At 64.6% G+C, this 23,291-nt stretch carries 20 protein-coding genes, 1 tRNA gene and 1 pseudogene; 18 read left to right on the forward strand and 4 right to left on the reverse strand.

Annotation, left to right across the window (positions count from 1 at the left end; genetic code table 11):
* Together QCE83_RS00005 and QCE83_RS00010 are read left to right on the forward strand one after the other, a co-directional pair.
* A pseudogene (locus QCE83_RS00005) lies at nt 1-424 on the forward strand (hypothetical protein); the annotation flags it as partial.
* A gap of 16 nt (nt 425-440) precedes the next feature.
* Entirely contained in the window at nt 441-917 is a 477-nt protein-coding gene (locus QCE83_RS00010) for an OsmC family protein (RefSeq protein ID WP_309806918.1), read from the forward strand.
* Between the two features lie 18 nt (nt 918-935).
* On the opposite strand, the gene QCE83_RS00015 is transcribed toward QCE83_RS00010, so the two are convergent.
* Nucleotides 936-1,952 (reverse strand): D-2-hydroxyacid dehydrogenase family protein, encoded by a 1,017-nt coding sequence (locus QCE83_RS00015; protein WP_309806919.1) that lies wholly within the window; start codon nt 1,950-1,952, stop codon nt 936-938.
* A gap of 482 nt (nt 1,953-2,434) precedes the next feature.
* Between QCE83_RS00015 and QCE83_RS00020 the strand changes: the two genes are divergently transcribed.
* The gene (locus QCE83_RS00020; protein WP_309806920.1) at nt 2,435-4,306 is read left to right on the forward strand and encodes a phosphoenolpyruvate carboxykinase (GTP); all 1,872 of its coding nucleotides are present in this window, start codon (nt 2,435-2,437) and stop codon (nt 4,304-4,306) included.
* Nucleotides 4,307-4,658: 352 nt separating this feature from the next.
* A complete protein-coding gene (locus tag QCE83_RS00025; protein WP_309806922.1) occupies nt 4,659-5,747 on the forward strand; it encodes a LysR family transcriptional regulator in 1,089 nt (362 codons plus the stop codon).
* A 108-nt stretch (nt 5,748-5,855) separates the two neighbouring features.
* Here QCE83_RS00025 and QCE83_RS00030 read toward each other — a convergent pair whose 3' ends face one another.
* From QCE83_RS00030 to dprA, 3 genes are all read right to left on the reverse strand, one after another.
* Nucleotides 5,856-8,510 (reverse strand): DNA topoisomerase III, encoded by a 2,655-nt coding sequence (locus QCE83_RS00030; protein ID WP_309806923.1) that lies wholly within the window; start codon nt 8,508-8,510, stop codon nt 5,856-5,858.
* Nucleotides 8,511-8,739: 229 nt separating this feature from the next.
* Nucleotides 8,740-9,117: a thioredoxin family protein gene (locus tag QCE83_RS00035; RefSeq protein ID WP_309806924.1), complete on the reverse strand. Its 378-nt coding sequence runs from the start codon at nt 9,115-9,117 to the stop codon at nt 8,740-8,742.
* A gap of 72 nt (nt 9,118-9,189) precedes the next feature.
* Nucleotides 9,190-10,395, reverse strand: coding sequence for a DNA-processing protein DprA (gene dprA, locus QCE83_RS00040; RefSeq protein WP_309806925.1), 1,206 nt, complete (start codon nt 10,393-10,395; stop codon nt 9,190-9,192).
* A gap of 200 nt (nt 10,396-10,595) precedes the next feature.
* Here dprA and def point away from each other — a divergent pair, with 200 nt between their 5' ends.
* The 14 genes from def to QCE83_RS00110 all read left to right on the forward strand — a co-directional run bounded on the left by def (nt 10,596) and on the right by QCE83_RS00110 (nt 23,279).
* The gene (def, locus tag QCE83_RS00045) at nt 10,596-11,099 is read left to right on the forward strand and encodes a peptide deformylase (RefSeq protein WP_309806926.1); all 504 of its coding nucleotides are present in this window, start codon (nt 10,596-10,598) and stop codon (nt 11,097-11,099) included.
* A gap of 3 nt (nt 11,100-11,102) precedes the next feature.
* The gene (gene fmt / locus QCE83_RS00050; protein WP_309806927.1) at nt 11,103-12,080 is read left to right on the forward strand and encodes a methionyl-tRNA formyltransferase; all 978 of its coding nucleotides are present in this window, start codon (nt 11,103-11,105) and stop codon (nt 12,078-12,080) included.
* A gap of 70 nt (nt 12,081-12,150) precedes the next feature.
* Nucleotides 12,151-12,798, forward strand: a complete 648-nt coding sequence (locus tag QCE83_RS00055; RefSeq protein ID WP_309806928.1) for a LysE family translocator — start codon at nt 12,151-12,153, stop codon at nt 12,796-12,798.
* Nucleotides 12,799-12,929: 131 nt separating this feature from the next.
* Complete coding sequence (gene htpX / locus QCE83_RS00060; RefSeq protein WP_309806929.1) at nt 12,930-13,784, forward strand: zinc metalloprotease HtpX; 855 nt, start codon at nt 12,930-12,932, stop codon at nt 13,782-13,784.
* Nucleotides 13,785-13,949: 165 nt separating this feature from the next.
* On the forward strand, nt 13,950-15,404 hold the full coding sequence (gene rsmB / locus QCE83_RS00065; protein WP_309806930.1) for a 16S rRNA (cytosine(967)-C(5))-methyltransferase RsmB: 1,455 nt from the start codon (nt 13,950-13,952) through the stop codon (nt 15,402-15,404).
* A complete protein-coding gene (locus tag QCE83_RS00070; RefSeq protein WP_309806931.1) occupies nt 15,401-15,997 on the forward strand; it encodes a DUF4390 domain-containing protein in 597 nt (198 codons plus the stop codon). Before rsmB ends, QCE83_RS00070 begins: the two co-directional genes overlap by 4 nt.
* 22 nt (nt 15,998-16,019) lie before the next feature.
* Complete coding sequence (locus tag QCE83_RS00075) at nt 16,020-18,449, forward strand: PAS domain-containing sensor histidine kinase (protein WP_309806932.1); 2,430 nt, start codon at nt 16,020-16,022, stop codon at nt 18,447-18,449.
* Entirely contained in the window at nt 18,450-19,166 is a 717-nt protein-coding gene (gene esaR, locus QCE83_RS00080) for a response regulator transcription factor EsaR (protein WP_309806933.1), read from the forward strand.
* Nucleotides 19,167-19,288: 122 nt separating this feature from the next.
* A tRNA-Phe gene (locus QCE83_RS00085) sits at nt 19,289-19,364 on the forward strand.
* A gap of 420 nt (nt 19,365-19,784) precedes the next feature.
* Complete coding sequence (queC, locus tag QCE83_RS00090) at nt 19,785-20,519, forward strand: 7-cyano-7-deazaguanine synthase QueC (protein ID WP_309806934.1); 735 nt, start codon at nt 19,785-19,787, stop codon at nt 20,517-20,519.
* Between the two features lie 28 nt (nt 20,520-20,547).
* Complete coding sequence (gene queE / locus QCE83_RS00095) at nt 20,548-21,180, forward strand: 7-carboxy-7-deazaguanine synthase (RefSeq protein ID WP_309806935.1); 633 nt, start codon at nt 20,548-20,550, stop codon at nt 21,178-21,180.
* 6 nt (nt 21,181-21,186) lie between these two features.
* Nucleotides 21,187-21,633 (forward strand): 6-carboxytetrahydropterin synthase QueD, encoded by a 447-nt coding sequence (queD, locus tag QCE83_RS00100; RefSeq protein WP_309806937.1) that lies wholly within the window; start codon nt 21,187-21,189, stop codon nt 21,631-21,633.
* A gap of 186 nt (nt 21,634-21,819) precedes the next feature.
* Nucleotides 21,820-22,602: an aldolase/citrate lyase family protein gene (locus tag QCE83_RS00105; protein WP_309806938.1), complete on the forward strand. Its 783-nt coding sequence runs from the start codon at nt 21,820-21,822 to the stop codon at nt 22,600-22,602.
* Complete coding sequence (locus QCE83_RS00110) at nt 22,599-23,279, forward strand: tetratricopeptide repeat protein (protein WP_309806939.1); 681 nt, start codon at nt 22,599-22,601, stop codon at nt 23,277-23,279. The genes QCE83_RS00105 and QCE83_RS00110 overlap by 4 nt, the downstream gene beginning before the upstream one ends.
* Nucleotides 23,280-23,291: the final 12 nt, after the last annotated feature.

The following is a 23,291-nucleotide window of genomic DNA, read 5'->3' on the forward strand; positions in this document are numbered from 1 at the left end:
TCCGGTCCGTTCGGTCACGTTCCCGAAACGGCCGGTCACGTTGCCGAAATCGCCGGTCACGATCCCGAAACGGCCGGTCACCTTCGTCCGAAATACGCAGTTCACGCCGATCCTGCGGCGCCAGGGGCGTCCCGTGCTGGACGGCGGCATGGTCGACAACGTGCCCGTCTCCGCGCTCGATGCCGCGCCGGGTCTCGTCCTCGTCATGGTCACGCGGCTCTATCCGCGCGAGCGCATGTTCGTCGTGCCGCATGGCGCGCAACGGCGCGTCTATATTCAGCCGTCGCGCAAGGTGCCGATTTCAAGCTGGGACTATACGAGTCCGTCCCAGATGCAACATGCTTACGACCTGGGCCGCGCCGACGCCGATGACTTTCTCGAACGCCTGCCGCGTCTCATGGAAACCGCATCGCAACCTGTCTGAGCATGAGGAGCACATCGTGGCGAAGCAGCACACGTATGAACTGACCGTCGACTGGACGGGCAACCTGGGTTCGGGCACCTCCGCCTACGACGCCTATTCGCGCGATCACCTCGTGCGCGTCGGCAGCAAGACGGCGATAGAAGGTTCGAGCGATCCCGCCTTCCGCGGCAATCCCGCGCGTCACAATCCGGAGGAGTTGTTCGTGGCGTCGCTGTCGTCGTGCCACATGCTCTGGTATCTGCATCTGTGCGCGACGAATGGCATCGTCGTGACCGGCTACGTCGATGAAGCCGTCGGCACCATGCAGGAGGAAGCGCAGGGCCACGGCCGCTTCGTCGATGTGTTGCTGCGCCCGCGCGTGACCATCGGCGCGGGCGGCGACCCGGCTCTCGCGGCGCGTCTGCATGAAGAGGCGCATCGCTATTGCTTCATCGCCAACTCGGTGAACTGTCCGGTACGTTGCGAACCGGACATCGACATCTCGACGCTATAACGTCGTTACCACGCCGCTCTAGCGCCGCCGCGCGTGCTGCAACGCTTCCTTGTTGGAGACGCTCGACGTGTCGCCCGCATCGAACGCGAGGATGTTCTTGAACGCGGCGCTGAAGTACAACTCGTAGCTCTCGCGCTCCACATACCCGATGTGCGGCGTGCAGATCACGTTCTCCAGCCGCAGCAGGCCATAGCCTTGCAGGATCGGCTCGCTCTCGAAGACATCCACCGCCACCATGCCCGGCCGGTTGTGATGCAGCGCATTCAGCAGCGCGTTGTCTTCCAGCAGTTCGGCGCGGCTCGTGTTGACGAACAGCGCCGTGGGCTTCATGCGCATCAGATCGTCTTGCTTGACCATGCCGGTGGTCTCTTCGGACAGACGCAGGTGCAGCGTCAGCACGTCGCTTTGTTCGAAGAGCGCTTCGCGGCTCTCGGCGACCGCATGACCATCTTCACGCGCGGCAGTCTGCGAATGCTCGCGGCCATACACGAGCACGTTCATGCCGAACGCCTTGCCATAGCCCGCCACCAGCTTGCCGATCTTGCCGTAGCCCCAGATGCCCAGGGTCTGGCCGCGCAACACCTGACCAAGACCGAAGTTCGGCGGCAGCGCCGAAGTCTTCAGCCCGGATTGCTGCCATGCGCCCTGTTTGAGATTGGCGACGTACTGCGGAATGCGTCGCTGCGCTGCCATGATGAGCGCCCACGTGAGCTCGGCCGGCGCGACCGGCGAACCCGTGCCCTCGAGCACCGCGATGCCGCGTTCGGTACAGGCATCGATATCGATGTGCCCGCCGCCCGCGCGTCCGGTCTGGCTGATCATGCGCAGTTTCGGGCACTTGTCGAGCAGTTGCGAACTGATGCGCGTGCGTTCGCGAATCAGCACCAGGGCGTCGACTTCCGAGAGTCTGCTGGCCAACTGTCCGAGTCCGCGCACCGTGTTATTGAAGACTTTTACCTCATGGTCATCGAGCAGATGGAAGCAATCGAGCTTCCGGACGGCGTCCTGGTAGTCGTCGAGGATGGCGATTTTCATGGGCATTGGTTGGCTTTTGTTAGGCATCAAACGTGCTGTATTTCGGGCAAGCGCGAGAATAGAGCACTTGAATTCGGGTTAATACCGACAAATTGTGCTCCGAAGGCCCTGCTGCGATGCATCACGGCACCCGCGCGATGCGATGTTATGCTTGACTCCCACATTTCAGGAGCCCTGTATCTCAGCGCCAAAAGAAAGAACTTCAGCGCAACTTGCGGAAACCACGGTAATCCGCGACGAGACCGGCCACTTAGTATCTCTTTTTAACAGTTTGTTCCTTCGCGACGCAAGCCGTGGAGCAGTACGGCACTTATGCTGAAGGATTCATGCCCGTGACGCCGCAACGGCTGGCGAACCGCATTTCGTGCGATGAATCCATCCATCGCGACCGCACGAAAACGCCCGGCGGTTCGACTCGCAAGCCTCTCGCACGCAGCGTCTGAGGGCCCAGGTTTTCATTGCAGAGAACGGAGACAAGCTCGATGAACCAGCCCGCAGTAGTCGAAGATCACAATAACAAGTCCGTCGAAGTTGACGCGCCGGCGCATGTCCGGCACCGCAAGCTCATCGAATGGGTGCAGCGCATCGCGGCCGTGACGAAGCCGGACCGTATCGAATGGTGCGACGGCTCGCAGGAAGAATACGACCGGCTCTGCCAGCAGATGGTCGATGCCGGCACGATGAAGAAGCTCAACCCGGAGAAGCGCCCCAACTCCTTCCTCGCGTGCTCGGATCCGTCCGACGTGGCGCGCGTCGAGGACCGCACGTTCATCTGCTCGCAGCGTCGTGAAGACGCCGGCCCCACGAACAACTGGATCGATCCGCAGGAAATGCGCGTCACGCTCGACGGCCTGTTCGACGGCTGCATGCGCGGCCGCACGATGTACGTCGTGCCGTTCTCGATGGGCCCGCTCGGCTCGCCGATCGCGCATATCGGCGTGGAGTTGTCGGACAGTCCGTACGTCGTGACGAACATGCGCATCATGACGCGCATGGGCCGCGCGGTGTACGACGTGCTCGGCGAGGAAGGCGAGTTCGTGCCGTGCGTGCATTCGGTGGGCGCGCCGCTGGCGGACGGCCGCAACGACGTGCCCTGGCCGTGCAACGATACGAAGTACATCGTTCACTTCCCGGAAACGCGCGAGATCTGGAGCTTCGGTTCGGGCTACGGCGGCAATGCGCTGCTCGGCAAGAAGTGCTTCGCGCTGCGCATCGCCTCGACGATGGGCCGCGACGAAGGCTGGCTCGCCGAACACATGCTGATCCTCGGCGTGACGTCGCCGCAGGGGCGCAAGTATCACGTTGCGGCGGCGTTTCCGTCGGCATGTGGCAAGACCAACTTCGCGATGCTGATTCCGCCGAGCGACCTGAATGGCTGGAAGGTGACGACCATCGGCGACGACATCGCGTGGATCAAGCCGGGCCGCGACGGCCGCCTGTACGCGATCAACCCGGAGGCGGGCTACTTCGGCGTCGCGCCGGGCACGAGCGAGAAGACCAACTTCAACGCGATGGCCACGCTGAAGGAGAACGTGATCTTCACGAACGTCGCGCTCACCGATGACGGCGATGTCTGGTGGGAAGGCATGACAGATACGCCGCCCGCACATCTGATCGACTGGCAGGGCCGCGACTGGACGCCGGCGATCGCGAAGGAAACGGGCGCAAAGGCTGCGCATCCGAATGCGCGTTTCACGGCGCCGGCGTCGCAGTGTCCGTCGATCGACGCGGACTGGGAGAATCCGGCCGGCGTGCCGATCGACGCGTTCATCTTCGGCGGCCGCCGTTCCAACACGGTGCCGCTGGTGACGGAAGCACGCGACTGGAACGAAGGCGTCTACATGGCCGCGACGATGGGCTCCGAAACCACGGCGGCCGCGGCGGGGCAGCAGGGCGTCGTGCGCCGCGACCCGTTCGCGATGCTGCCGTTCTGCGGCTACAACATGGCGGACTATTTCGGCCACTGGCTCAAGATGGGCGAGCGCCTGGACGCGATGAACGCGAAAGTGCCGAAGTTCTTCTGCGTGAACTGGTTCCGCAAGGGCGACGACGGCAAGTTCGTGTGGCCGGGTTTCGGCGAAAACATGCGCGTGCTGAACTGGATGATTGGCCGGATTGAAGGCACGGCGCAGGGCGAGGAGCACGCGTTCGGTATTTCGCCGCGTTACGAGGACATCGACTGGGGCGCGCTCGGTTTCTCGCGCGAGCAGTTCGAACAGGTCATTTCGGTCAATGACACGGCCTGGCGCGACGAACTTGCCCTGCACGACGAGCTGTTCACGAAGTTGCAGCAGGGTCTTCCGGGCGCCTTGCCGCAGGCCAAGGCGGGGATGGAGAAGCGTCTGGCGGCGTGAATCGGTTTGATCTGCGGGATGATGCGGCGAGGTTAAGTGCTGGATTGGTAACGCCGGTCAAATCAATCCCCAATATCGGGCCCGCTGCGTCGGGCCCGTTTTCTGCGCATCTACACTGTCAAAAACGGGTTTGCCAGCCCGGCCAAAATTCCGCTTACAGGAATCCAGCCGATCAAGCGTTGTGTGATCCGCAACAATCGGTGATCTTTCATCTGCGTAACAGCCTCCGCCGACCGTTTTTTTTCGACTTTTTCCGGTTTCCCGGCAACTTCTGCACGAAACGCCCAGTCCTAGGATAATCCTGAATTGCGTTGCAGCAGAATTCAAGCCGCATGGCGGCAGGAGTTGTCTTATGGATCATTTGCAGTCGATGAGAGTGTTCGTCCGCGTCGCCGATCTGGGGAGTTTTGCCCGGGCCGCGAGCGCGATGGACATCTCCAATGCAGTGGCGACGCGTCACGTTGCGGACCTCGAAGGCCGCCTCGGCACGCGTCTTCTGAATCGCACGACGCGCAGTCTCTCGCTCACCGAGTCCGGTCAGGTTTATCTGGAGCGGGCGCGGCAAATTCTCGACGAGCTCGAAGACGTCGAACAAATGGTGGTGGCGCGCAATCACGAACCGCTCGGTTCGCTGCGCATCGTCGCGCCGGTCGTCTTCGGCTTGCACAATCTCGCGCCGGTGTTGCAGACCTACGCCCAGCGCTATCCGAAAGTCATTCCGGACGTGACGCTGGTGGACCGTCAGGTCGATCTGGTTGAAGAAGGTTTCGATGTCGGCATCGTCATCGCGCGGCAGGTGAAGAGCGCGAGCGTCGTCACGCGGCGCCTGACGACGGGTTGCATGACCGTCTGCGCGACGCCCGCGTACCTGGAGAAACACGGTACGCCGACGCGCCCCGAGCATCTGCTCGAACATCCGTGCCTGAGCCTGCCTTCGGAATACTGGGGCGACGAGCGCGTGTTCACGGGTCCGGAAGGCGAGGTGCGCGTGCGGCCGCAGAACGTGATCATCGCGAACAATACGGAGATGCTGAGACAGTTCGCGCTGCTCGGCATGGGCATCGCGATCCTGCCGAGCTATCTGATCGGCAACGACACGACGCGCGGCCAGCTCGTGCGCCTGCTCGGCGACCATCAGTTGCCGCAGGTCGAGATCAATGTCGCGTATCCGAGCCGCCGTCACTTGCCGGCGAAGGTGCGTACCTTCATCGATCATCTGGTCGAGCATTTCAGCCAGACGCCGAATCACCAGCTCGGCGAGCAATGGATTCGCGACGGCCGTGGCCAGCCGGTCGCGCCAGCGGCTCAGTCGCACTACGAGCACGCCGACGACGAACCGGCCCCGCCTCCGCGTTCACGTCCGATCGATGGCGAACTGGGGCCCAAGCTCACCAAGCCCTCACGGACGCGGGGGCGGGTGCCGGCGGCATCGCCGTTCTGAAAAGCTCGCGCCTGGCGCGGATGAAAAAACAAAACCCCCGCGAAGAGGCTTCGCGGGGGGGTTTTGTTTGAAGCTGTCTAAATCAACCGGCTGAGCAGCCGAATGCAATCAGCTCGTCTTGCGCGCCGTGGTCTTCTTCGCGGCAGCTTTCTTCGCGGGCGCCTTCTTGGCGGCGGCCGGCTTGGCGCGCGTGGTCTTGGCGGCCACGGCGACATCGCTGTCGCCGGCATCGTCGCCGCTGTCCGCCTGCGCTTCCGCCGAAGCCGCGCCGCGCTTGGCTGCGGCCGACTTCGCCGCCGGCTTGCCTTCCTTCTTCTCGAATTCGAAGCCGATCTTGCCGTCCGGCTGCTTGACGAGAAACGCCTTGAAGTTACGTCCGGTACGCGACGACTTGAAGCCCGTCAGCAGATCCGTGCGGCCTTCGCCGAGCAGCTTCTGCATCTGCTCGCGCGCGATCTCCTGTTGCAGGATGACCTTGCCCGAACGGAAGTCGCAGGTCTTCGGATTCGCGACCGAGTTCTCGCAGACATAGCTCATGCCGTGCTCGAACACGCGCGACCGGCACTTCGGACACGCGCCGACCGGCGTCTGCTCGGAGAAATCGGGCGGTTCGCCGTCTTCGCCGCCGCTGTCCTGGCCGAAGTCGAATTCGAGCTTGTAGTTCTTGATCTCGTCGTCGAGCGCGAGTTTGAGAATGGCCGAGAACGGCCGGCCCATCTTGCTGCGGAAACCCGACAGCGGCCCGATGGTCTTCTCGCGCAACAACTCCTCGACTTCCGGAATCTCGAACTGCCGGCCGCCCGGAATCTTCGAGATGGAAAATTCGCACTTGGTGCAGGCGAAGCGGCGATAGTTCTCCTTCACCTGCGAGCCGCAGTGCGGGCAGGGCGTTTCGAGCGTCGCGTAATCGCCGGGGATCGTGTCGGAATCGTATTCCTTTGCCCGCTTGACGATGGTCTGCGTCATGCGCGCGATTTCCTGCATGAAGGCATCGCGATGCAGGTTGCCACGCTCCATTTGCGAGAGCTTGTGCTCCCATTGGCCGGTCAGCTCGGGCGCGGTGAGTTCCTCGACGCCGAGACCGCGCAGCAGCGTCATCAGCTGGAACGCCTTGGCGGTCGGAATCAGCTCGCGGCCTTCGCGCACCATGTACTTTTCGCCGAGCAGCCCTTCGATGATCGCCGCGCGCGTGGCCGGCGTGCCGAGCCCCTTCGCGGCCATCGCATCGCGCAGTTCCTCGTCCTCGACGAGCTTGCCCGCGCCTTCCATGGCCGAGAGCAGCGACGCTTCGTTATAGCGCGCCGGCGGCTTGGTCACGAGGCCGTGAGCGGCGACCTTCTCGACATCGACCTTCTCGTCCTTCTGCACCGGCACGAGATTGCCGTCCTCGCCCGCGGCTTCGCGGCCGTAGATCTGCAGCCAGCCCGGCTCGACCAGCACCTTGCCTTCGGTCTTGAAGTGATGCCCGGCGACCTCGGTGATACGCGTGGTCACGAGGAATTCCGCCGCCGGGAAGAACACCGCCAGGAAGCGCTTGACCACCAGGTCGTACAGCTTCTGCTCCGGCTCGGACAGCGCCTTCGGCGCCTGGAGCGTCGGGATGATGGCGAAGTGATCGCTGATCTTCGAGTTGTCGAAGATGCGCTTGTTCGGCTTCACCCAGCCCTTGTCCAGCACCTGCTTGGCGAACGGCAGATAGTTATTGCTGTCCTTGAGCATGGTCATGGTGTCCTTGACCGTGCTCAGGTAATCCTCGGGCAGCGCGCGTGCATCGGTACGCGGATAGGTGAGGACCTTGTGCTTTTCGTACAGCGCCTGCGCGAGACCGAGCGTGTTCTTCGCCGAGAAGCCGAAGCGGCTGTTGGCTTCGCGCTGCAGGCTCGTCAGGTCGAACAGCAGCGGCGACATCTGCGTGGACGGCTTCGATTCTTCCGTGACGGTGCCGGTCTTGCCGCGGCAGGCGGCCACGACTGATTCCGCCGCCGCGAGGCTCCACAGGCGCGAATCGCGCTGCTCGGGATCGTTCTCGACGCGCTTGAACTTCGGATCGAACCAGCGGCCTTCATACAGGCCCTTCGCGGCGATGAACTCGGCGCGCACTTCCCAATAGTCGCGCGGGACGAAACGACGGATTTTCTCTTCGCGTTCGACGACGATCGACAAGGTTGGCGTCTGAACGCGTCCGACGGTCGTCAGGAAGAAACCGCCGCCCTTGCTGTTGAACGCGGTCATCGCGCGCGTGCCGTTGATGCCGACCAGCCAGTCCGCTTCGGAGCGACAGCGGGCGGCGTCGGCGAGCGGTTGCATATCGGCGTCGCTGCGCAGGTTCGCGAAACCTTCGCGGATCGCGGCGGGCGTCATCGATTGCAGCCAGAGCCGCTGGACCGGATGCTTGGCCTTCGCGTGCTGCGCGATCAGGCGGAAGATCAGTTCGCCCTCGCGCCCCGCGTCACATGCGTTGATGAGACGGTCGACGTCCTTGCGCTTCATCAGCTTGGTCAGCACCTTGAGGCGCGACTCGCTTTTGGCGATTGGATTCAGGTCGAAATGCGGCGGAATGACCGGCAGATTGGCAAAGCTCCACTTGCCGCGCTTGACGTCGTATTCCTCGGGCGCGGCGATCTCCAGCAAGTGGCCGACGGCCGACGAGAGCACGTAGTCGTCGCTCTCGTAGTACTCGTCATGCTTGGTGAAGCCGCCCAGCGCCCGCGCGATGTCGTTCGCGACGGAGGGCTTCTCAGCGATGATCAGGGCTTTGGACATGACTCAATTAATTTGGTAACTGGCAGCGGCCCAGTTTGGGCTGCTTCAACGACCGCTTTATAGCACAGGCTTTGCGCGGTGGGCGCCGAAGCGCGATGGCGGCGTTGCAGCCGGCTGCCTGAAAAGGTGGATTGAACATGGCGCTGCGCGCAATTCATGCCCGCTTTTTGTCCGCTGCCTGTCCCTTTTTACGCGTTCGCTTCAAGTCCCGCGCCGGGCCGGGCGACGGTCACGCCATGGCAAGCGTGGGCCGCAGCTTGGGCGCGCCCGCCATATCGGGCAGCGCGGTGAGATCGGTCAGCAGACGCTGGACGATCGACGCTTGCGGCAGCACGGTTCCGAAGAAACGGGTCGTGACCGAATCTTCGATCAGAATCGTCGGAAAATTTTCCACGTCGAGGTCGTCGAGAAGGTCGGCATGATTTTCAATGTCGATCCACGCGAAACAGATTTCGGGATGGGCGTCGGCCAGCGCGTTGAAACCATCCAGATACTCGCGGCACGTCCCGCACCATTCGGCGCACAGGCAGGCGACGAACAGCGTGCCGGGCTCGGCGATGCGCTCAGCGATGCGCTCGGCATCGGTATCGAGATTCAGCGCGGGCATGGTTTCAACGAAATCCTCTTGTTCGACGGCGGGGGACGGCGCATTTTTTCGCGAATGTAGCATGACGCCGCGTTACGGTCGCTCTACTGCCATATAGCGGCCGCCCGGCAGCGGCGCCACGTGGCCGCTCATTTCGAGTTGCAGCAGCATGCCTTGCAACGCCGCGCCGTCGAACTGGGTGCGCGCTGCGAGTATTTCAAGGGTTGCCGGGGCGTGGCCCAAGGCAGCGAGTACGCGCGCGGCCTGTTCGCCGGGAGCGTTCTCCAGAGGCAAGCGCGCCGAAGCCCACGACGCGCTGACCGGCTTCGGTGCCGTGCGGCGGCTTGCAGCAGCGGTGCCTGGCGTCGGAAAGCCGAATTCCTCGAGGATCTCCTCCGGCGTTTCCACGAGCTTGGCGCCTTGCTTGATCAGCCGGTGGCATCCCTGGGCCAGCGGCGCGTGAATGGACCCGGGAAGCGCGAAGACGTCGCGCCCCATTTCGTTGGCGAGGCGGGCCGTGATGAGCGAGCCGGAGCGCATCGCAGCCTCGACGATCAGCACGCCGCCCGACAGCCCCGCAATCAACCGGTTGCGTTGCGGGAAGTTGGCGGACCGGGCGGGCGTACCGAGCGGCCATTCGGACAGGATGGCGCCGTCCCGGGCGATCTCGTGCGCGAGCGCGTGGTGCGCAGCCGGATAGACGAGATCGGCGCCTGTGCCGATCACGGCGATGGTGCCGGCGGCGCTGCCCAGCGCGCCGCGATGCGCTGCGGCATCGATCCCGAGCGCCAGTCCGGAAATCACGGCGAGCCCTGCGCCCGAGAGCGCGTGCGCGAACCGGCGCGCGTCTTCGAGACCTTGCGGCGTGGCATGCCGGCTGCCGACGATGGCCACCGCGCGCGCTTGAAGCCGCTCGAGCCGGCCTTTTGCGTACAGCAGCGCGGGCGGATCGGGCATGTTGAGCAGGGCTTGCGGATAGTCGCTGTCGGCGAGCGTCAGGATGCGGTTGCCGGGCTCGGCCGCCCACGCCAGCGCTCCTTCAATATAGTGGCCGAACGATGTCCCTTCGATTTCGGCCGGCGGCGCCAGCACGGCTTCGGCGGCGCCCGGGCCGGCGACCTGCGCGAGCGACGCGAAACTCTCCTCCAGCACTTCGCACGGCCCGCCGAAAGCCGCGAGCAACAGACGCAGAGCGAGTGGCCGCAATCCGCGGGCATGCGCGAGCCGCAGCCACGCGCGAAGTTCTTCGGCGGCGGGCGTCGAGGCGCTGGCCTCGGTCGGCGGGGCGACGGTCGTCATGTTAAGATTTTTGATCCGAAAGACATTGAAAGACGTCGCCTGGCCTTTTGCTCAGGCCTGATGCGACGCGTACGGGCCGCTTGCCGGCGGCGTTGAATCCAGCAGATTCACCCGCATATTTTTGGCAGGCCGCCCCTTCCCCGCAACCTGGCCGAATGGCCGATTTACACGCGTCGCGGCGCGCGTAGACAATCCGAATCATGGCTCTGCTCAAGATACTCAACTACCCGGACAAGCGCCTGAACAAGGTGGCGAAGCCTGTCGCCGTCGTGGACGACCGCATCCGCAAGCTCGTCGCCGACATGGCCGAGACCATGTACGCCGCACCGGGCGTCGGCCTTGCCGCCACCCAGGTAGATGTGCATGAGCGCGTGATCGTGATCGACACCTCGGACGCGCATGACGAGCTGATGGTCTTCATCAATCCGGAAATCGTCTGGTCGAGCGAGGGCAAGAAAGAGTGGGAAGAAGGGTGTCTGTCGGTGCCGGGCATCTATGACTTCGTGGAGCGGCCGGACAAGGTGCGCGTGAAGGCGCTCAACGAAAAGGGCGAGACCTTCGAGATCGATTGCGAGGGGCTGCTTGCCGTGTGCATCCAGCACGAAATGGATCACTTGGCGGGTCATGTGTTCGTCGAATACCTGTCTACGCTCAAGCAGACGCGCATTCGCGGCAAGATGAAGAAGCTGGAAAAGGCGCTGTAATCCATGAGCCAGTCGCTGCGTGTGGTTTTCGCCGGTACGCCCGAGTTCGCTGCCGCTGCGCTGGCGGCCATTCATGCAGCGGGCTTTGCCGTGCCTCTGGTGCTGACGCAGCCGGACCGGCCAGCGGGACGCGGCATGAAGCTGACTGCCAGCCCGGTCAAGCGTTTTGCCGTCGAGCACGACCTGGCCGTCGCGCAACCCGCTTCGCTGCGCCGCGCGGGCAAGTATCCGCAGGAAGCCGCCGAAGCCATCGATCTGTTGAAGGCCACGCCGCATGACGTGATGGTGGTCGCCGCCTACGGCCTGATCCTGCCGCAGGAAGTGCTCGACATTGCGCCGCGCGGCGCGATCAACATCCACGCGTCGCTGCTGCCGCGCTGGCGGGGCGCGGCGCCGATCCACCGGGCCATCGAGGCGGGCGACGCCGAAACCGGCATCACGCTGATGCAGATGGACGCCGGCCTCGACACGGGCGCGATGATCCGCGAAGGGCGCACGGCCATTCTTCCCGACGATTCCACCGCGTCGCTGCACGACCGGCTCGCGCAGATGGGCGCGGAACTGATCGTGGCGGCGCTGCGCGACCTGGAACGCGACGGCGCGCTGCCGTCCACGCCCCAGCCGGAAGAGGGCGTCACGTATGCCGAGAAGATCGCCAAGAACGAAGCGGCGCTCGACTGGCGACGCTCCGCCTCGGAACTCGGGCGCCAGATCCGCGCGCTCGATCCCTTCCCCGGCGCGTTCGGCACGCTGGACGGCGCGGCGATCAAGATCTGGGCGGCTCAGCCCGTCGAGTCTGCCGCGGTTCAGGGCGACGCCGGCACGATCGCGGAAGTCGGTCCGGACGGCATTGTCGTGACGTGCGGCAGCGGGGCGCTCAAGCTCATGCAACTGCAAAAGCCGGGAGGCAAACGTCTGCCCGTGCGCGAGTTTCTTGCCGGCGCACCGCTGGTGAAGGGGCAGCGTTTCACGCTGATCTGAAGGACGTTCAAACAGGCGCGGCGCTAAAATAAAGGGCTGTCAACACGCGTCTGTCTGTCTGGAGTTCCCGATGCTCGGCATTACCGGTTTCACCTTCTTCCTCATCGCTGTTTTCCTGCTGAACGTCACGCCGGGTCCCGACACGGCTTACATCGTCGGGCGGAGCGTCGCGCAGGGGCGCGGCGCGGGCGTCGTGTCGGCGCTCGGCATTTCCGCGGGCTGCATCGTGCACACGCTCGCCACCGCGTTCGGCCTGACGGCGATTCTCGCGGCATCGGCTACGGCTTTCACCGTCGTCAAGATTGCCGGCGCGATTTATCTGATTTATCTCGGCGTCCGTTTGCTGTTCGCGAAGCACGAGGACACGGCCGCATCCCCCGATCCGGAAGCGCCCCAAAAGTCCGCGCCGAAGCCGCTGCACCGCTTGTTCGCGCAAGGCTTCATCACCAACGTGCTGAATCCTAAAGTCGTGCTGTTCTTCGTCTCGTTCTTTCCGCAATTCGTTGCCGCCGATAGTCAGCACAAGACGCTCGCCTTCCTGACGCTCGGCATGGTGTTCATTGCCATGAGCACGGTCTGGAACAGCTTCGTTGCCTGGATTGCAGGCAGCGTGACTGAACGTTTCGCCGGCAAGACGGGTGTGCGCAAATGGCTCGACCGCACGGTCGGCGGCGCCTTTGTCGGGCTGGGCATCAAGCTCGCGACATCGCATCGATAAATCTCGCCCGGCCAATTGAATTATCGACGAACACCCCTATCTAACATTTTGCTTACAATCACTGTTCCGGCCGTCTGGGCCGGGAGCACCGCGCCTCGTGCGCACCGTACATAGGGAGAGGAGTTCCGCATATGTTCAACTGGGTCAAAACCGCGATGCTGATGGCTGCGATCACGGCCCTCTTCGCCGTGATCGGCGGCGTGATCGGCGGGTCGAAGGGCATGATGCTCGCGCTGCTCATCGCGCTGGGCATGAATTTCTTTTCATACTGGTTCTCGGACAAGATGGTCTTGCGCATGTACAACGCGCAGGAGGTGGACGAGACCACCGCGCCGCAGTTCTATCGCATGGTGCGGGAACTGGCCACGCGGGCGCAGCTGCCGATGCCGCGCGTCTACCTCATCAACGAAGACGCGCCGAATGCGTTCGCGACGGGCCGCAATCCGGAGCACGCGGCGGTGGCGGCGACCACGGGCATTCTGCGCGTGCTGTCCGAGCGTGAAATGCGCGGCGTGATGGCGCACGAACTGGCGCACGTGAAGCACCGCGACATCCTGATCTCGACCATCTCGGCCACCATGGCCGGCGCCATTTCCGCGCTCGCCAACTTCGCGATGTTCTTCGGCGGACGTGACTCGGAAGGCCGGCCGTCGAATCCCATCGCGAGCATTCTGGTGGCGATCCTCGCGCCGATCGCGGGCGCCATGATCCAGATGGCCATCTCGCGGGCGCGGGAATTCGAAGCGGATCGCGGCGGCGCCGAGATTTCGGGCGATCCGCAGTCGCTCGCGAGCGCGCTCGAGAAGATCCACGCGTATGCGTCCGGCGTGCCGTTCCCGGCGGCGGAAGCGCATCCGGCCACCGCGCAGATGATGATCATGAATCCGCTCTCGGGCGGCGGCATCGCCAATCTGTTCTCGACGCACCCGGCCACCGAAGAGCGCGTCGCGCGCTTGATGGAAATGGCGCGCACGGGCCGCTTCTGACGCTTCCAGGCGTGTGACGAAGGCCGTTCCGGTCATGCCGGAACGGCCTTTTTTTGCGCGTCGAATACGTCTTGCCGCCGCGGCTCCGGGCGCCCGAATCCTGCACGTTACAATCCCCGTTCCACGCAAGCTGTCCGCTTGCCGTCCGATCGTTTCCGTTTCCTCATGACCGAACAGCCTTCCCGCCGGCCCGCCGCCGCGCACGCACGCCTGAGCGCGCTTCGCCTTGCGCCCGATTCACTCGGGTTCGCGCTCGATTGCGCGGCGCAGGCCGTCGGCGCGGTGCGTGCGGGCTCAGCATTGCCGGCGGCGTTGCAGACGGTCATCGCGGCATCGAAGCAGGCGAGCGCGCGCGGCGCGGTGCAGGACATCGCGTATCGCACGATGCGCCGCCTCGCTCTCGCCGACGCCCTGCTGCGCAAGCTCGTGAAGAAGGCGCCGCCGCCGCACGTCGGCAACGTGCTGTGTTGCGCGTTCACGCTGCTCGCCGATGACGAAGCCCACGCCGCCTACGCGCCCTTCACCGTGGTCGATCAGGCGGTGGGCGCGATCGCGGCGCGCCGCGAATTCGCCTTCGCGAAGGGCCTGGTGAACGCAGTGCTGCGCAGCTTCCTGCGCGAGCGCGACGCGTTGATCGACGAAGCGCGCACGCAACCCGTCGCGCGCTGGAACTATCCGCAGTGGTGGATCGACGCGGTGCAGCGCGCGCAGCCCGAGGCCTGGGAGCACATTCTCGAAGCGGGCAATCATCAGGGGCCGCTGACCTTGCGCGTGAACGCGCGCCGGGCGAGCGTCGAAGCGTACCTGTCGCGCTTGCACGAAGCCCATCTCGAAGCCGATGTCGCCGGCCCGCACGCGGTGCGGCTGAGAACGCCGCTTGCCGTGGACCGCATTCCCGGTTTCGACGAGGGCGTCGTCTCGGTGCAGGACGCGGGCGCGCAAGTCGCCGCGCAACTGCTCGGCGTGCAGGACAGCATGCGGGTGCTCGATGCCTGCGCGGCGCCCGGCGGCAAGACGGGTCATATTCTCGAGCTGGCGAATGTCGATCTGATCGCGCTGGAGAGCGACGCCGAGCGGGCCAGGCGCATCGGAGAGAATCTCGTGCGTCTGAAACTCGAAGCGCACATCCAGACCGGCGACGCCGGCGAACCCGCGCACTGGTTCGACGGCAAGCCGTTCGACCGCATTCTCGCCGACGTCCCCTGTTCGGCCTCGGGCATCGTGCGTCGTCATCCGGACATTCGCTGGCTGCGGCGCGAGTCGGACATTGCCGCGCTCGTCGCCGAACAGCGGCGCATCCTGTCCGCGCTGTGGCCGTTGCTGGCGAAGGGCGGCGAGCTGCTCTACGTGACGTGCTCGATCTTCCCCGAGGAAGGCGAAGAGCAGGCCCGCTGGTTTGGAACGGTCCATGAAGATGCGGTACGATTGGACGCGCCGGGGCAATTGCTGCCGACAGCGGCGCACGCAAGCGCGGGCGCGGCGCACGGTTTACCGGACGGTACAAATCTCGCAGGCTCTGTTCCGGTCGAGGCGCCAGGCGCCGGTTCATCGTCCGGTCGGCACGCGGCGGCCATCGCGGATCACGACGGATTCTTCTACGCGCGCTTTCAGAAACGGTGACGATCAAACGCTTCCTTCCGCTCAGGCTCGCGGCTGTCATCTGGACTGCGCTGGCGTTCTGGCTGAGTTTCGCCGCGCCCGATGCCGCCCACGCCGAAACCATCGGCGTGCAGCGTGCATCGTTGCAGGCGGACAGCAACGGCTGGAGCCTCGACGCGCATTTCGACTTCGACCTCAACAGCAGCCTCGAAGAAGCCGTGAACCGCAGCGTGCCGCTCTATTTCACGATCGACTTCAATTTGTCGCGGCCGCGCTGGTACTGGTTCGACGAAGAGCCGGTCAACGTCTCGCAGAGCATTCGCCTGTCCTTCCAGCCGCTGACCAACGAATATCGGGTGTCCACGGGCGGCTTGCAGTTGCGTTTCGCGTCGCTCGACGAAGCCCTCGCGGTCATCAAGCATGTCACGTCGTGGCATGTGATCGACCGCAATCAGGTGCATGGCGGAGAAACCTATACCGCATCGGTGCGCATGCAACTCGACATCGCGCTGATGCCCAAGCCGTTCCAGATCGACGCAGTGAACAACCGCGACTGGAACCTCGCTTCCGACTGGAAGCGCTTCACCTTTACGGCGGCAGAACGTGCGAAATAGATTTCGACGCGGCCGCACGGACATGAAGAGTTTCGTTGTCCGCTTGCTGGTCTCCACGGTGGCGATCACGGCAGTGCTCCTGCTCGTGATGCTCGCGCTCGCGAGCGCGAACACGGAGTTCTTCGACCGCTACTACGGCTGGCTGTATGCGGCCAACGTCGCGGTGGCGATCGTCTTCATGCTGATCGTCATTGCCCTGTTCATCATCATCGTGACGCGGGTGAGACAGGGGCGCTTCGGCACACGGCTGCTGGCCAAGCTCGCGTTCATCTTCGCGCTCGTCGGCGTGGTGCCGGGCGCGATCATCTACGTGGTGTCGTATCAGTTCGTCTCGCGCAGCATCGAGTCGTGGTTCGACGTCAATGTGGAAACGGCCCTCACGTCGGGTCTGACGCTCGGGCGCGGCATGCTTGAAACCTCGCTCGCCGACTTCAAGAACCGCGGCCGGCAAATGAGCGAGCAGCTCGCGAGCGCGGATCCGTCGAGTCTTACGCTCGCGCTGCTGCGTCTGCGTGACCAGTACGGCGTGCAGGATGCGGTGGTGTTCGAGCGTCCGCGCGATCAGTACAACCGCGAGGACCTGTCGGTGAATGGCGGCTCGTCGCGCGTGGCGGGCTTGCGCACGGTCGCGCAGGCTTCGGGCAACTACTACGCGCTGCTGCCCGCCAACGAGCCCACCGGCACGATGCTCAAGCAGGCGCAGGATCATCCGTATGGCGCGATCGAAGGCGAGATCGACGGCGATCCAAGCTCGAACGGGCCAAAGGGCGCGCTGCGGCTACGCGTGGTCACGAAGATTCCCGATCCGTCCACCACCACGGAATTCCAGCACGTCGACCGCTTCCTGCAGATCGAGCAGCCCGTGAGCCAGGAGCTCGCGCGCAACGCGGATGCCGTGCAGCGCGCGTATCGCGAGTATCAGGAGAAGCGTCTCGGGCGCACCGGCCTGCGCAAGATGTATATCGGCACGCTGACGCTCGCGTTGTTCCTCGCCACCTTCATTGCGATGATGCTGGCGCTCGCGCTCGGCAATCAGCTCGCGCGGCCGCTGTTCCTGCTGGCGCAGGGCACGAAGGAGGTTGCGGAAGGCGACTACACGCCGAAGCGGGAAATCAATTCGCGCGATGAACTCGGCTTCCTCACGCAGTCCTTCAACGCGATGACGCGCCAGCTGTCCGAGGCGCGCGCGGCGGTCGAGAACAATCGCGTTGCGCTGGAACATTCGAAGGCTTATCTCGAAAGTATTCTCGCGAACCTGACAGCGGGCGTGTTCGTGTTCGATCGCCAGTTCCGTCTCACCACCGCGAATCGCGGCGCGGAACGCATCTTCCGCCAGCAGTTCGGCGCGCTGCTGAATCATCCGCTCGACCAGATCGGCGTGCTGGCCGAATTCGGCGCGATGGTCAGGAAGGCCTTCGCCGAACGCGATGCGGCGGCGGGCGGCAGCGATCATCGGATCGGCGACCGTGGCCACTGGCAGCAGCAGGTGGCGGTGACGGTGCCGGGCGAGAACGATCCGCTCACGCTGCTGGTGCGCGGCACGCAGTTGCTGGGGGTGACCGAGAGCGATTCCGACGACGCGGAAACCACCGGCTACGTGGTCGTGTTCGATGACATCTCCGATGTCATCTCCGCGCAGCGTTCGGTGGCGTGGGGCGAAGTCGCGCGGCGGCTCGCGCACGAGATCAAGAATCCGCTCACGCCCATTCAGCTCTCGGCCGAGCGTTTGCAGATGAAGCTCGCCGACAAGCTCGCGCAGCCGGATGCCGAGGTGCTGAAGCGCGCGTCGACCACCATCGTCAATCAGGTGCAGGCGATGAAACAGATGGTCGACGACTTCCGCGAATACGCGCGCACGCCGCCCGCGGTGCTCGGCAACCTGCAACTGAACGATCTCGTCGCCGAGGTGCTGACCTTGTATGGCATCGAAGACGGCAAGACGCCGATCAAGGTCGACCTCACGAAGCTGCCGGTGATCCGCGGCGATGCCACGCAGATCCGCCAGGTGATTCACAACCTGCTGCAGAACGCACAGGATGCGGTGGCGGACGTCGCGGAGCCGCGCGTGCTGCTGGAAACGAGAACAGTAGAATATGGCGAGCCCGATGCCTCCGGACATGCGCGTGTCGCGGTCCGCCTGACGGTATCGGACAATGGTCCGGGCTTTCCGGCGCGCATTCTGTCGCGCGCGTTCGAGCCTTACGTGACAACGAAGGCGAAAGGCACGGGCCTGGGACTTGCAACGGTGAAGAAGATCGTCGATGAGCACGGCGCGCGCATCGACATACGCAACCGCTCGAAGGCAGCGGATGTGGTTGAAGGCGCGCAGATATCGATCCTGTTTCTCCAGCTGGCGGATGATACCGCGGCGCCCGGCGCCACGGCATCGGGCGGCGGAGCGGCGGCGAGTCACGGAACGACAAAAGCAACAGTGCAGACAAGGGCAGCGTAAATGGCAACCATCCTGGTGGTAGACGATGAAATGGGGATCCGGGAACTGCTTTCGGAGATCCTGAGCGACGAGGGCCATGTCGTGGACGTGGCGGAAAACGCGCAGCACGCGCGCGACTACCGTCTGCAACAGACGCCCGATCTCGTGCTGCTCGACATCTGGATGCCCGATACCGACGGCGTCACCCTGCTCAAGGAGTGGGCCGCGCAGGGCAAGCTCACGATGCCGGTAATCATGATGTCGGGTCACGCGACCATCGACACGGCGGTCGAGGCGACGAAGATCGGCGCGCTCAATTTCCTGGAGAAGCCGATCGCGCTGCAGAAGCTGCTGAAGGCGGTCGAGCAGGGTCTGGCTCACGGCACGGCGCCGGCGCCGGCCGCGGTTCCGGCGAAGCCGCCGGCGGGCGCGGGCGCAGCGGGCGTGCCGGTGGCCGCGGCGCTGCCGAGCGCCTCGGGCACGGGCGCGGGTCTGTCGAGCGAGTCCGCAGCGGGCGCGGCGCAAGGGCAGGCGGGACAAACGGCATCCATCTCGTTCGACATCCCGTTGCGCGATGCCCGCGATGCCTTCGAACGCGCTTACTTCGAGTATCACCTCGCGCGCGAGAACGGCAGCATGACGCGCGTAGCGGAGAAGACCGGGCTGGAGCGCACGCACTTGTATCGCAAGCTGAAGCAACTGGGCGTGGACCTCGGCAAGAACAAGAACGAAGTCTGATTCCGCTGGCTTCGTCGTGTGCGCCGTGCATTCCGACGCCTCTTTGCACCGCAGCGAGCAAAAAGTTGCGTCAGGGGGCTTGAGGCGTGTGTCGGATGCTGCTATAGTTTCACCTCTTCGTTGGCCCGGTAGCTCAGTTGGTAGAGCAGCGGATTGAAAATCCGCGTGTCGATGGTTCGATTCCGTCCCAGGCCACCAGAATGCTAAAAGCCCGAGAGTCTTATCGCTCTCGGGCTTTTTCTTTGTGGCGTGTCGCAAGATGGTCCTCGATCGGATCCAGCGCGGTTGCTTTATCCGGCCCCGCGCCCAGCTCGGCGAATCCCTGCCTCGCGTGCTAAAATTCGCGCCGAATTAAGGACTTGCCTCGTCCTCGGACCCGCAAGTCCTTTTCTTTTCGACGCTCCGAGCCGGTCGCACCGTGCATCTCGCGGTATCACGCGAGCTTTCCCGTTCCGCTATCGACGGCATAAAAGGGCGTGCAGGTCCGGGCGCAGGTCGCCGGCCTATACTGGACGCGCGGGGCGTCGCCGCCCGTGCCGCTCATCGCGAATTCCGGTCATTCCGACTTCCTGACGGCGCGCGACGCCATTCTCATACACGCAGTACGGAGTTTTCACGGTGACTCGGACAGACGCTAAAGACAGTGCGCTCGTGCTGTTCTCGGGCGGCCAGGATTCGGCCACGTGCCTGGCCTGGGCGCTCGAACGCTACAGAACGGTCGAAACGCTGGGCTTCGATTACGGGCAGCGGCATCGCGTCGAACTGGAGTGCCGCGACGGTTTCCGCGCCGCGATCGCGCGCGAGTTTCCGCAGTGGAGCGAGCGTCTCGGCGAAGATCACATGGTCGATCTCTCGGTGCTCGGCGCGATCAGCGAAACCGCAATGACGCGCGAGATCGAGATCGAGGCCACCGCGAACGGCCTGCCGAACACCTTCGTGCCGGGCCGCAATCTGCTGTTCATGACGATTGCTGCGGCGCTGGCGTATCGGCGTGGATTGAAGGTGCTGGTCGGCGGCATGTGCGAGACGGATTTCTCGGGCTATCCCGATTGCCGCGACGACACCATGAAAGCGCTGCAGGTCGCGCTCAACCTGGGCATGGAGACGCGTTACGCGCTGGAGACGCCGCTCATGTGGCTCGACAAGGCCGACACCTGGCGTCTCGCGGAAACGCTCGGCGGCGAAGCGCTGGTCGAACTGGTGCGCGTCGAAACGCATACCTGCTACGTGGGCGAGCGCGCGGAACTGCATGACTGGGGCTTCGGCTGCGGCCAGTGTCCGGCCTGCAAGCTGCGCAAGCGGGGTTACGAGGCGTATCGCGCGGGCGAGCAGGTCACCGAAGCGCCGGTCTGATTTTTTATTCGAGGTTCACAGGGCAGTCATGACGTACGCGGTCAAGGAAATCTTCTACACGTTGCAGGGCGAAGGCGCCAACGCCGGGCGTCCGGCCGTGTTCTGCCGTTTCGCGGGCTGCAACTTGTGGTCGGGGCGCGAGGAAGATCGCGCGGAAGCCGTCTGCCAGTTTTGCGACACGGATTTCGTCGGCACCGACGGCGAGAATGGCGGCAAGTACCGCACGCCCGCCGACCTCGTCGCGAAGATCGCCTCGCTGTGGCCGGAAGGCGCGCAACACAAGTTCGTCGTGTGCACCGGCGGCGAGCCGATGCTGCAGATCGACGCGCCCTTCGTCGACGCGCTGCATGAAGCCGGTTTCGAGATGGCGATCGAGACGAACGGCTCGCTGCCCGTGCTGGAGAGCATCGACTGGATTTGCGTGAGCCCGAAGGCGGACGCGCCGCTCGTCGTGACGAAGGGCAACGAACTGAAGGTCGTGGTGCCGCAGGACAACCAGCGTCTTGCCGACTACGAGAAGCTCGACTTCGACTACTTCCTCGTCCAGCCGATGGACGGTCCGTCGCGCGACCTGAACACGCGGCTGGCAATCGACTGGTGCAAGCGTCATCCGAAATGGCGGCTGTCGATGCAGACCCACAAATACCTGAACATCCCCTGAAACGCCGTGCAGACGATCACCCGAAAACTCGAATTCGACGCGGGCCACCGCATTCCCGATCACCGCAGCCAGTGCCGTAATCTGCATGGCCATCGCTACGTGCTCGAAATCACGCTGCAAGGCGATCTCGTCGACGTGGAAGGCGCGCCGGACCGCGGCATGGTGATGGACTTCGCCGACGTCAAGGCGCTCGCGATGGAGCATCTCGTCAACCAGTGGGACCATGCGTTCATCGTCTATTCGGGCGATACCAAGGTGCGCGAGTTCCTGCAAACGCTGACGGATCACAAGACGGTCGTGCTGGACCGCATTCCGACGGTGGAGAACCTGGCGGCCGTCGCGTTCGACATCCTCGCCAACGTCTACGACGCGCATTACGGCGTCAATCTGAAGCTGAAGCGCCTGCGCCTGTACGAGACGCCGAACTGCTGGGCCGACGTCGAGCGCAGCTGAAGCGTCGCGCCGTCGCGGGCGAGAGCACGTCCGACGCCCGCGCTTGTGTCACGGTATGATCGTCCGGTAAGTCGCCACCCTCCACGGCGACACGACACGGAGCGCACGCATGCCGTCACTTCTTCCGTCGTTTCTCTCCCTGCGGCCGCGCGCGGCGTCTCTCTCACTCCACGAGGGAGCCGCGCGATGAGCACCCTCACGAATCCCATCAAGCAGCGGCTCGCCGAGCCGGGTCCCCTGTTCGGCCTGTGGCTGTCGCTCGGCAGCGCCGATGGCGCCGAAGCGCTCGCGCACGCGGGCTTCGACTGGCTCTGCATCGACATGGAGCACTCACCGAACGATAGCGTCGACGTGGTCGCGCAACTCCGCGCGATCGCCGCCGCGCATCTGCCGAGCGAACCGATCGTGCGCGTGCCGTCCGGCGAAGGCTGGCTCGTGAAGCGCGCGCTCGATGCCGGCGCGCGCACGCTGATGTTCCCCAACGTGCAATCGGCGGAAGAAGCGGCGCGCATCGTGCGCCTCACGCAATATCCGACCGAGGCGGCGCTCGACGGCCTGCGCGGCGTCGCGGGCGCGGTGCGCGCCGCGGCCTTCGGCATGCGGCGCGATTACGTGACCACGGCCAACGCGCAGATCGTGACCATCGTGCAGATCGAATCGGTGGCGGCGCTCGACGCCGTCGATGAGATCGCGGCGACGCCGGGCGTCGACTGTCTGTTTATCGGGCCGGCCGATCTGGCGGCGAGTCTCGGCCATCTCGGCGACGGCAGGCATCCCGACGTGCAGGCCGCGATCACGAAGATCGCCGACGCGGCGCAGCGCGCGGGCATCGCGAGCGGCATCTTCGCGATGGATGCCGCCAGCGCAAAGCAGTACGCGCAGGCGGGTATCAAGCTGGTGGCGATCGGCGCCGACGTGATGTGGCTGTTGAAGGCGACGCGCCAGGCGTTGCAGGAGGCGAGATCATGAACACTGCGCGGGCGTGGGTGATCGCGGCGATGAGTCTGTCGCTGGCGGCAGGGTGGGCGCATGCCGACACCGCGCCCAAGCCGACCGATCTCGCCACGCAGAACGCCGTCGCCGATTACAACGCCGGCAATCTGGTGGCGGCGCGATCGGAATTCCGGCGCGCGGCGCAGAAAGGCAGCCGTCTCGCCGAGTTCAATTACGCGATGATGCTGCTCAACGGCGAAGGCGGCCCGGCGGATGTGCCCGAAGGCAAGAAGTGGCTGCGGCGCGCGGCGGACGCCAACATGACGCACGCGCAATACGTGTACGGCAAGATGTACGACGATGGCCAGTTCGTCGAGAAGGATCCGGCGGAAGCGCATCGCTGGTTCCTGCGCGCGGCGAATCAGGGGCACGTGCAGGCGGAACTGGCGCTCGCCAACCAGTTTCTCGATGGCCGCGGCACCCCGCGCGACAACACGCAGGCGTTCACCTGGTACAAGAAGGCCGCGCAGGGCGGCGACATGACGGCGCAGTACGTGGCGGGATCGTTCTATGAACGCGGCGGCGATGGCGTCGAACGCAATTTGAACGTAGCACGGGCCTACTACGCGGCGGCGGCGGCACAGGGCGATCCGGCCGCGAAGCTCAAGTATCTGCAACTGAGCGCCGAACTCGAACAGCAAAAACCGCAATAAGGCGCGGCGCGG

Origin of the sequence: Caballeronia sp. LZ034LL (assembly GCF_031451215.1) — a bacterium.
Taxonomy (GTDB): Bacteria; Pseudomonadota; Gammaproteobacteria; order Burkholderiales; family Burkholderiaceae; genus Caballeronia.

Coding starts and splice junctions, on each gene's coding strand:
- QCE83_RS00015 (WP_309806919.1), bottom strand. CDS start 1,952: ATGAAAATCGCCATCCTCGACGACTACCAGGACGCCGTCCGGAAGCTC.
- QCE83_RS00020 (WP_309806920.1), top strand. CDS start 2,435: ATGAACCAGCCCGCAGTAGTCGAAGATCACAATAACAAGTCCGTCGAA.
- QCE83_RS00025 (WP_309806922.1), top strand. CDS start 4,659: ATGGATCATTTGCAGTCGATGAGAGTGTTCGTCCGCGTCGCCGATCTG.
- QCE83_RS00030 (WP_309806923.1), bottom strand. CDS start 8,510: ATGTCCAAAGCCCTGATCATCGCTGAGAAGCCCTCCGTCGCGAACGAC.
- QCE83_RS00035 (WP_309806924.1), bottom strand. CDS start 9,117: ATGCCCGCGCTGAATCTCGATACCGATGCCGAGCGCATCGCTGAGCGC.
- dprA (WP_309806925.1), bottom strand. CDS start 10,395: ATGACGACCGTCGCCCCGCCGACCGAGGCCAGCGCCTCGACGCCCGCC.
- def (WP_309806926.1), top strand. CDS start 10,596: ATGGCTCTGCTCAAGATACTCAACTACCCGGACAAGCGCCTGAACAAG.
- fmt (WP_309806927.1), top strand. CDS start 11,103: ATGAGCCAGTCGCTGCGTGTGGTTTTCGCCGGTACGCCCGAGTTCGCT.
- QCE83_RS00055 (WP_309806928.1), top strand. CDS start 12,151: ATGCTCGGCATTACCGGTTTCACCTTCTTCCTCATCGCTGTTTTCCTG.
- htpX (WP_309806929.1), top strand. CDS start 12,930: ATGTTCAACTGGGTCAAAACCGCGATGCTGATGGCTGCGATCACGGCC.
- rsmB (WP_309806930.1), top strand. CDS start 13,950: ATGACCGAACAGCCTTCCCGCCGGCCCGCCGCCGCGCACGCACGCCTG.
- QCE83_RS00075 (WP_309806932.1), top strand. CDS start 16,020: ATGAAGAGTTTCGTTGTCCGCTTGCTGGTCTCCACGGTGGCGATCACG.
- esaR (WP_309806933.1), top strand. CDS start 18,450: ATGGCAACCATCCTGGTGGTAGACGATGAAATGGGGATCCGGGAACTG.
- queE (WP_309806935.1), top strand. CDS start 20,548: ATGACGTACGCGGTCAAGGAAATCTTCTACACGTTGCAGGGCGAAGGC.
- QCE83_RS00105 (WP_309806938.1), top strand. CDS start 21,820: ATGAGCACCCTCACGAATCCCATCAAGCAGCGGCTCGCCGAGCCGGGT.
- QCE83_RS00110 (WP_309806939.1), top strand. CDS start 22,599: ATGAACACTGCGCGGGCGTGGGTGATCGCGGCGATGAGTCTGTCGCTG.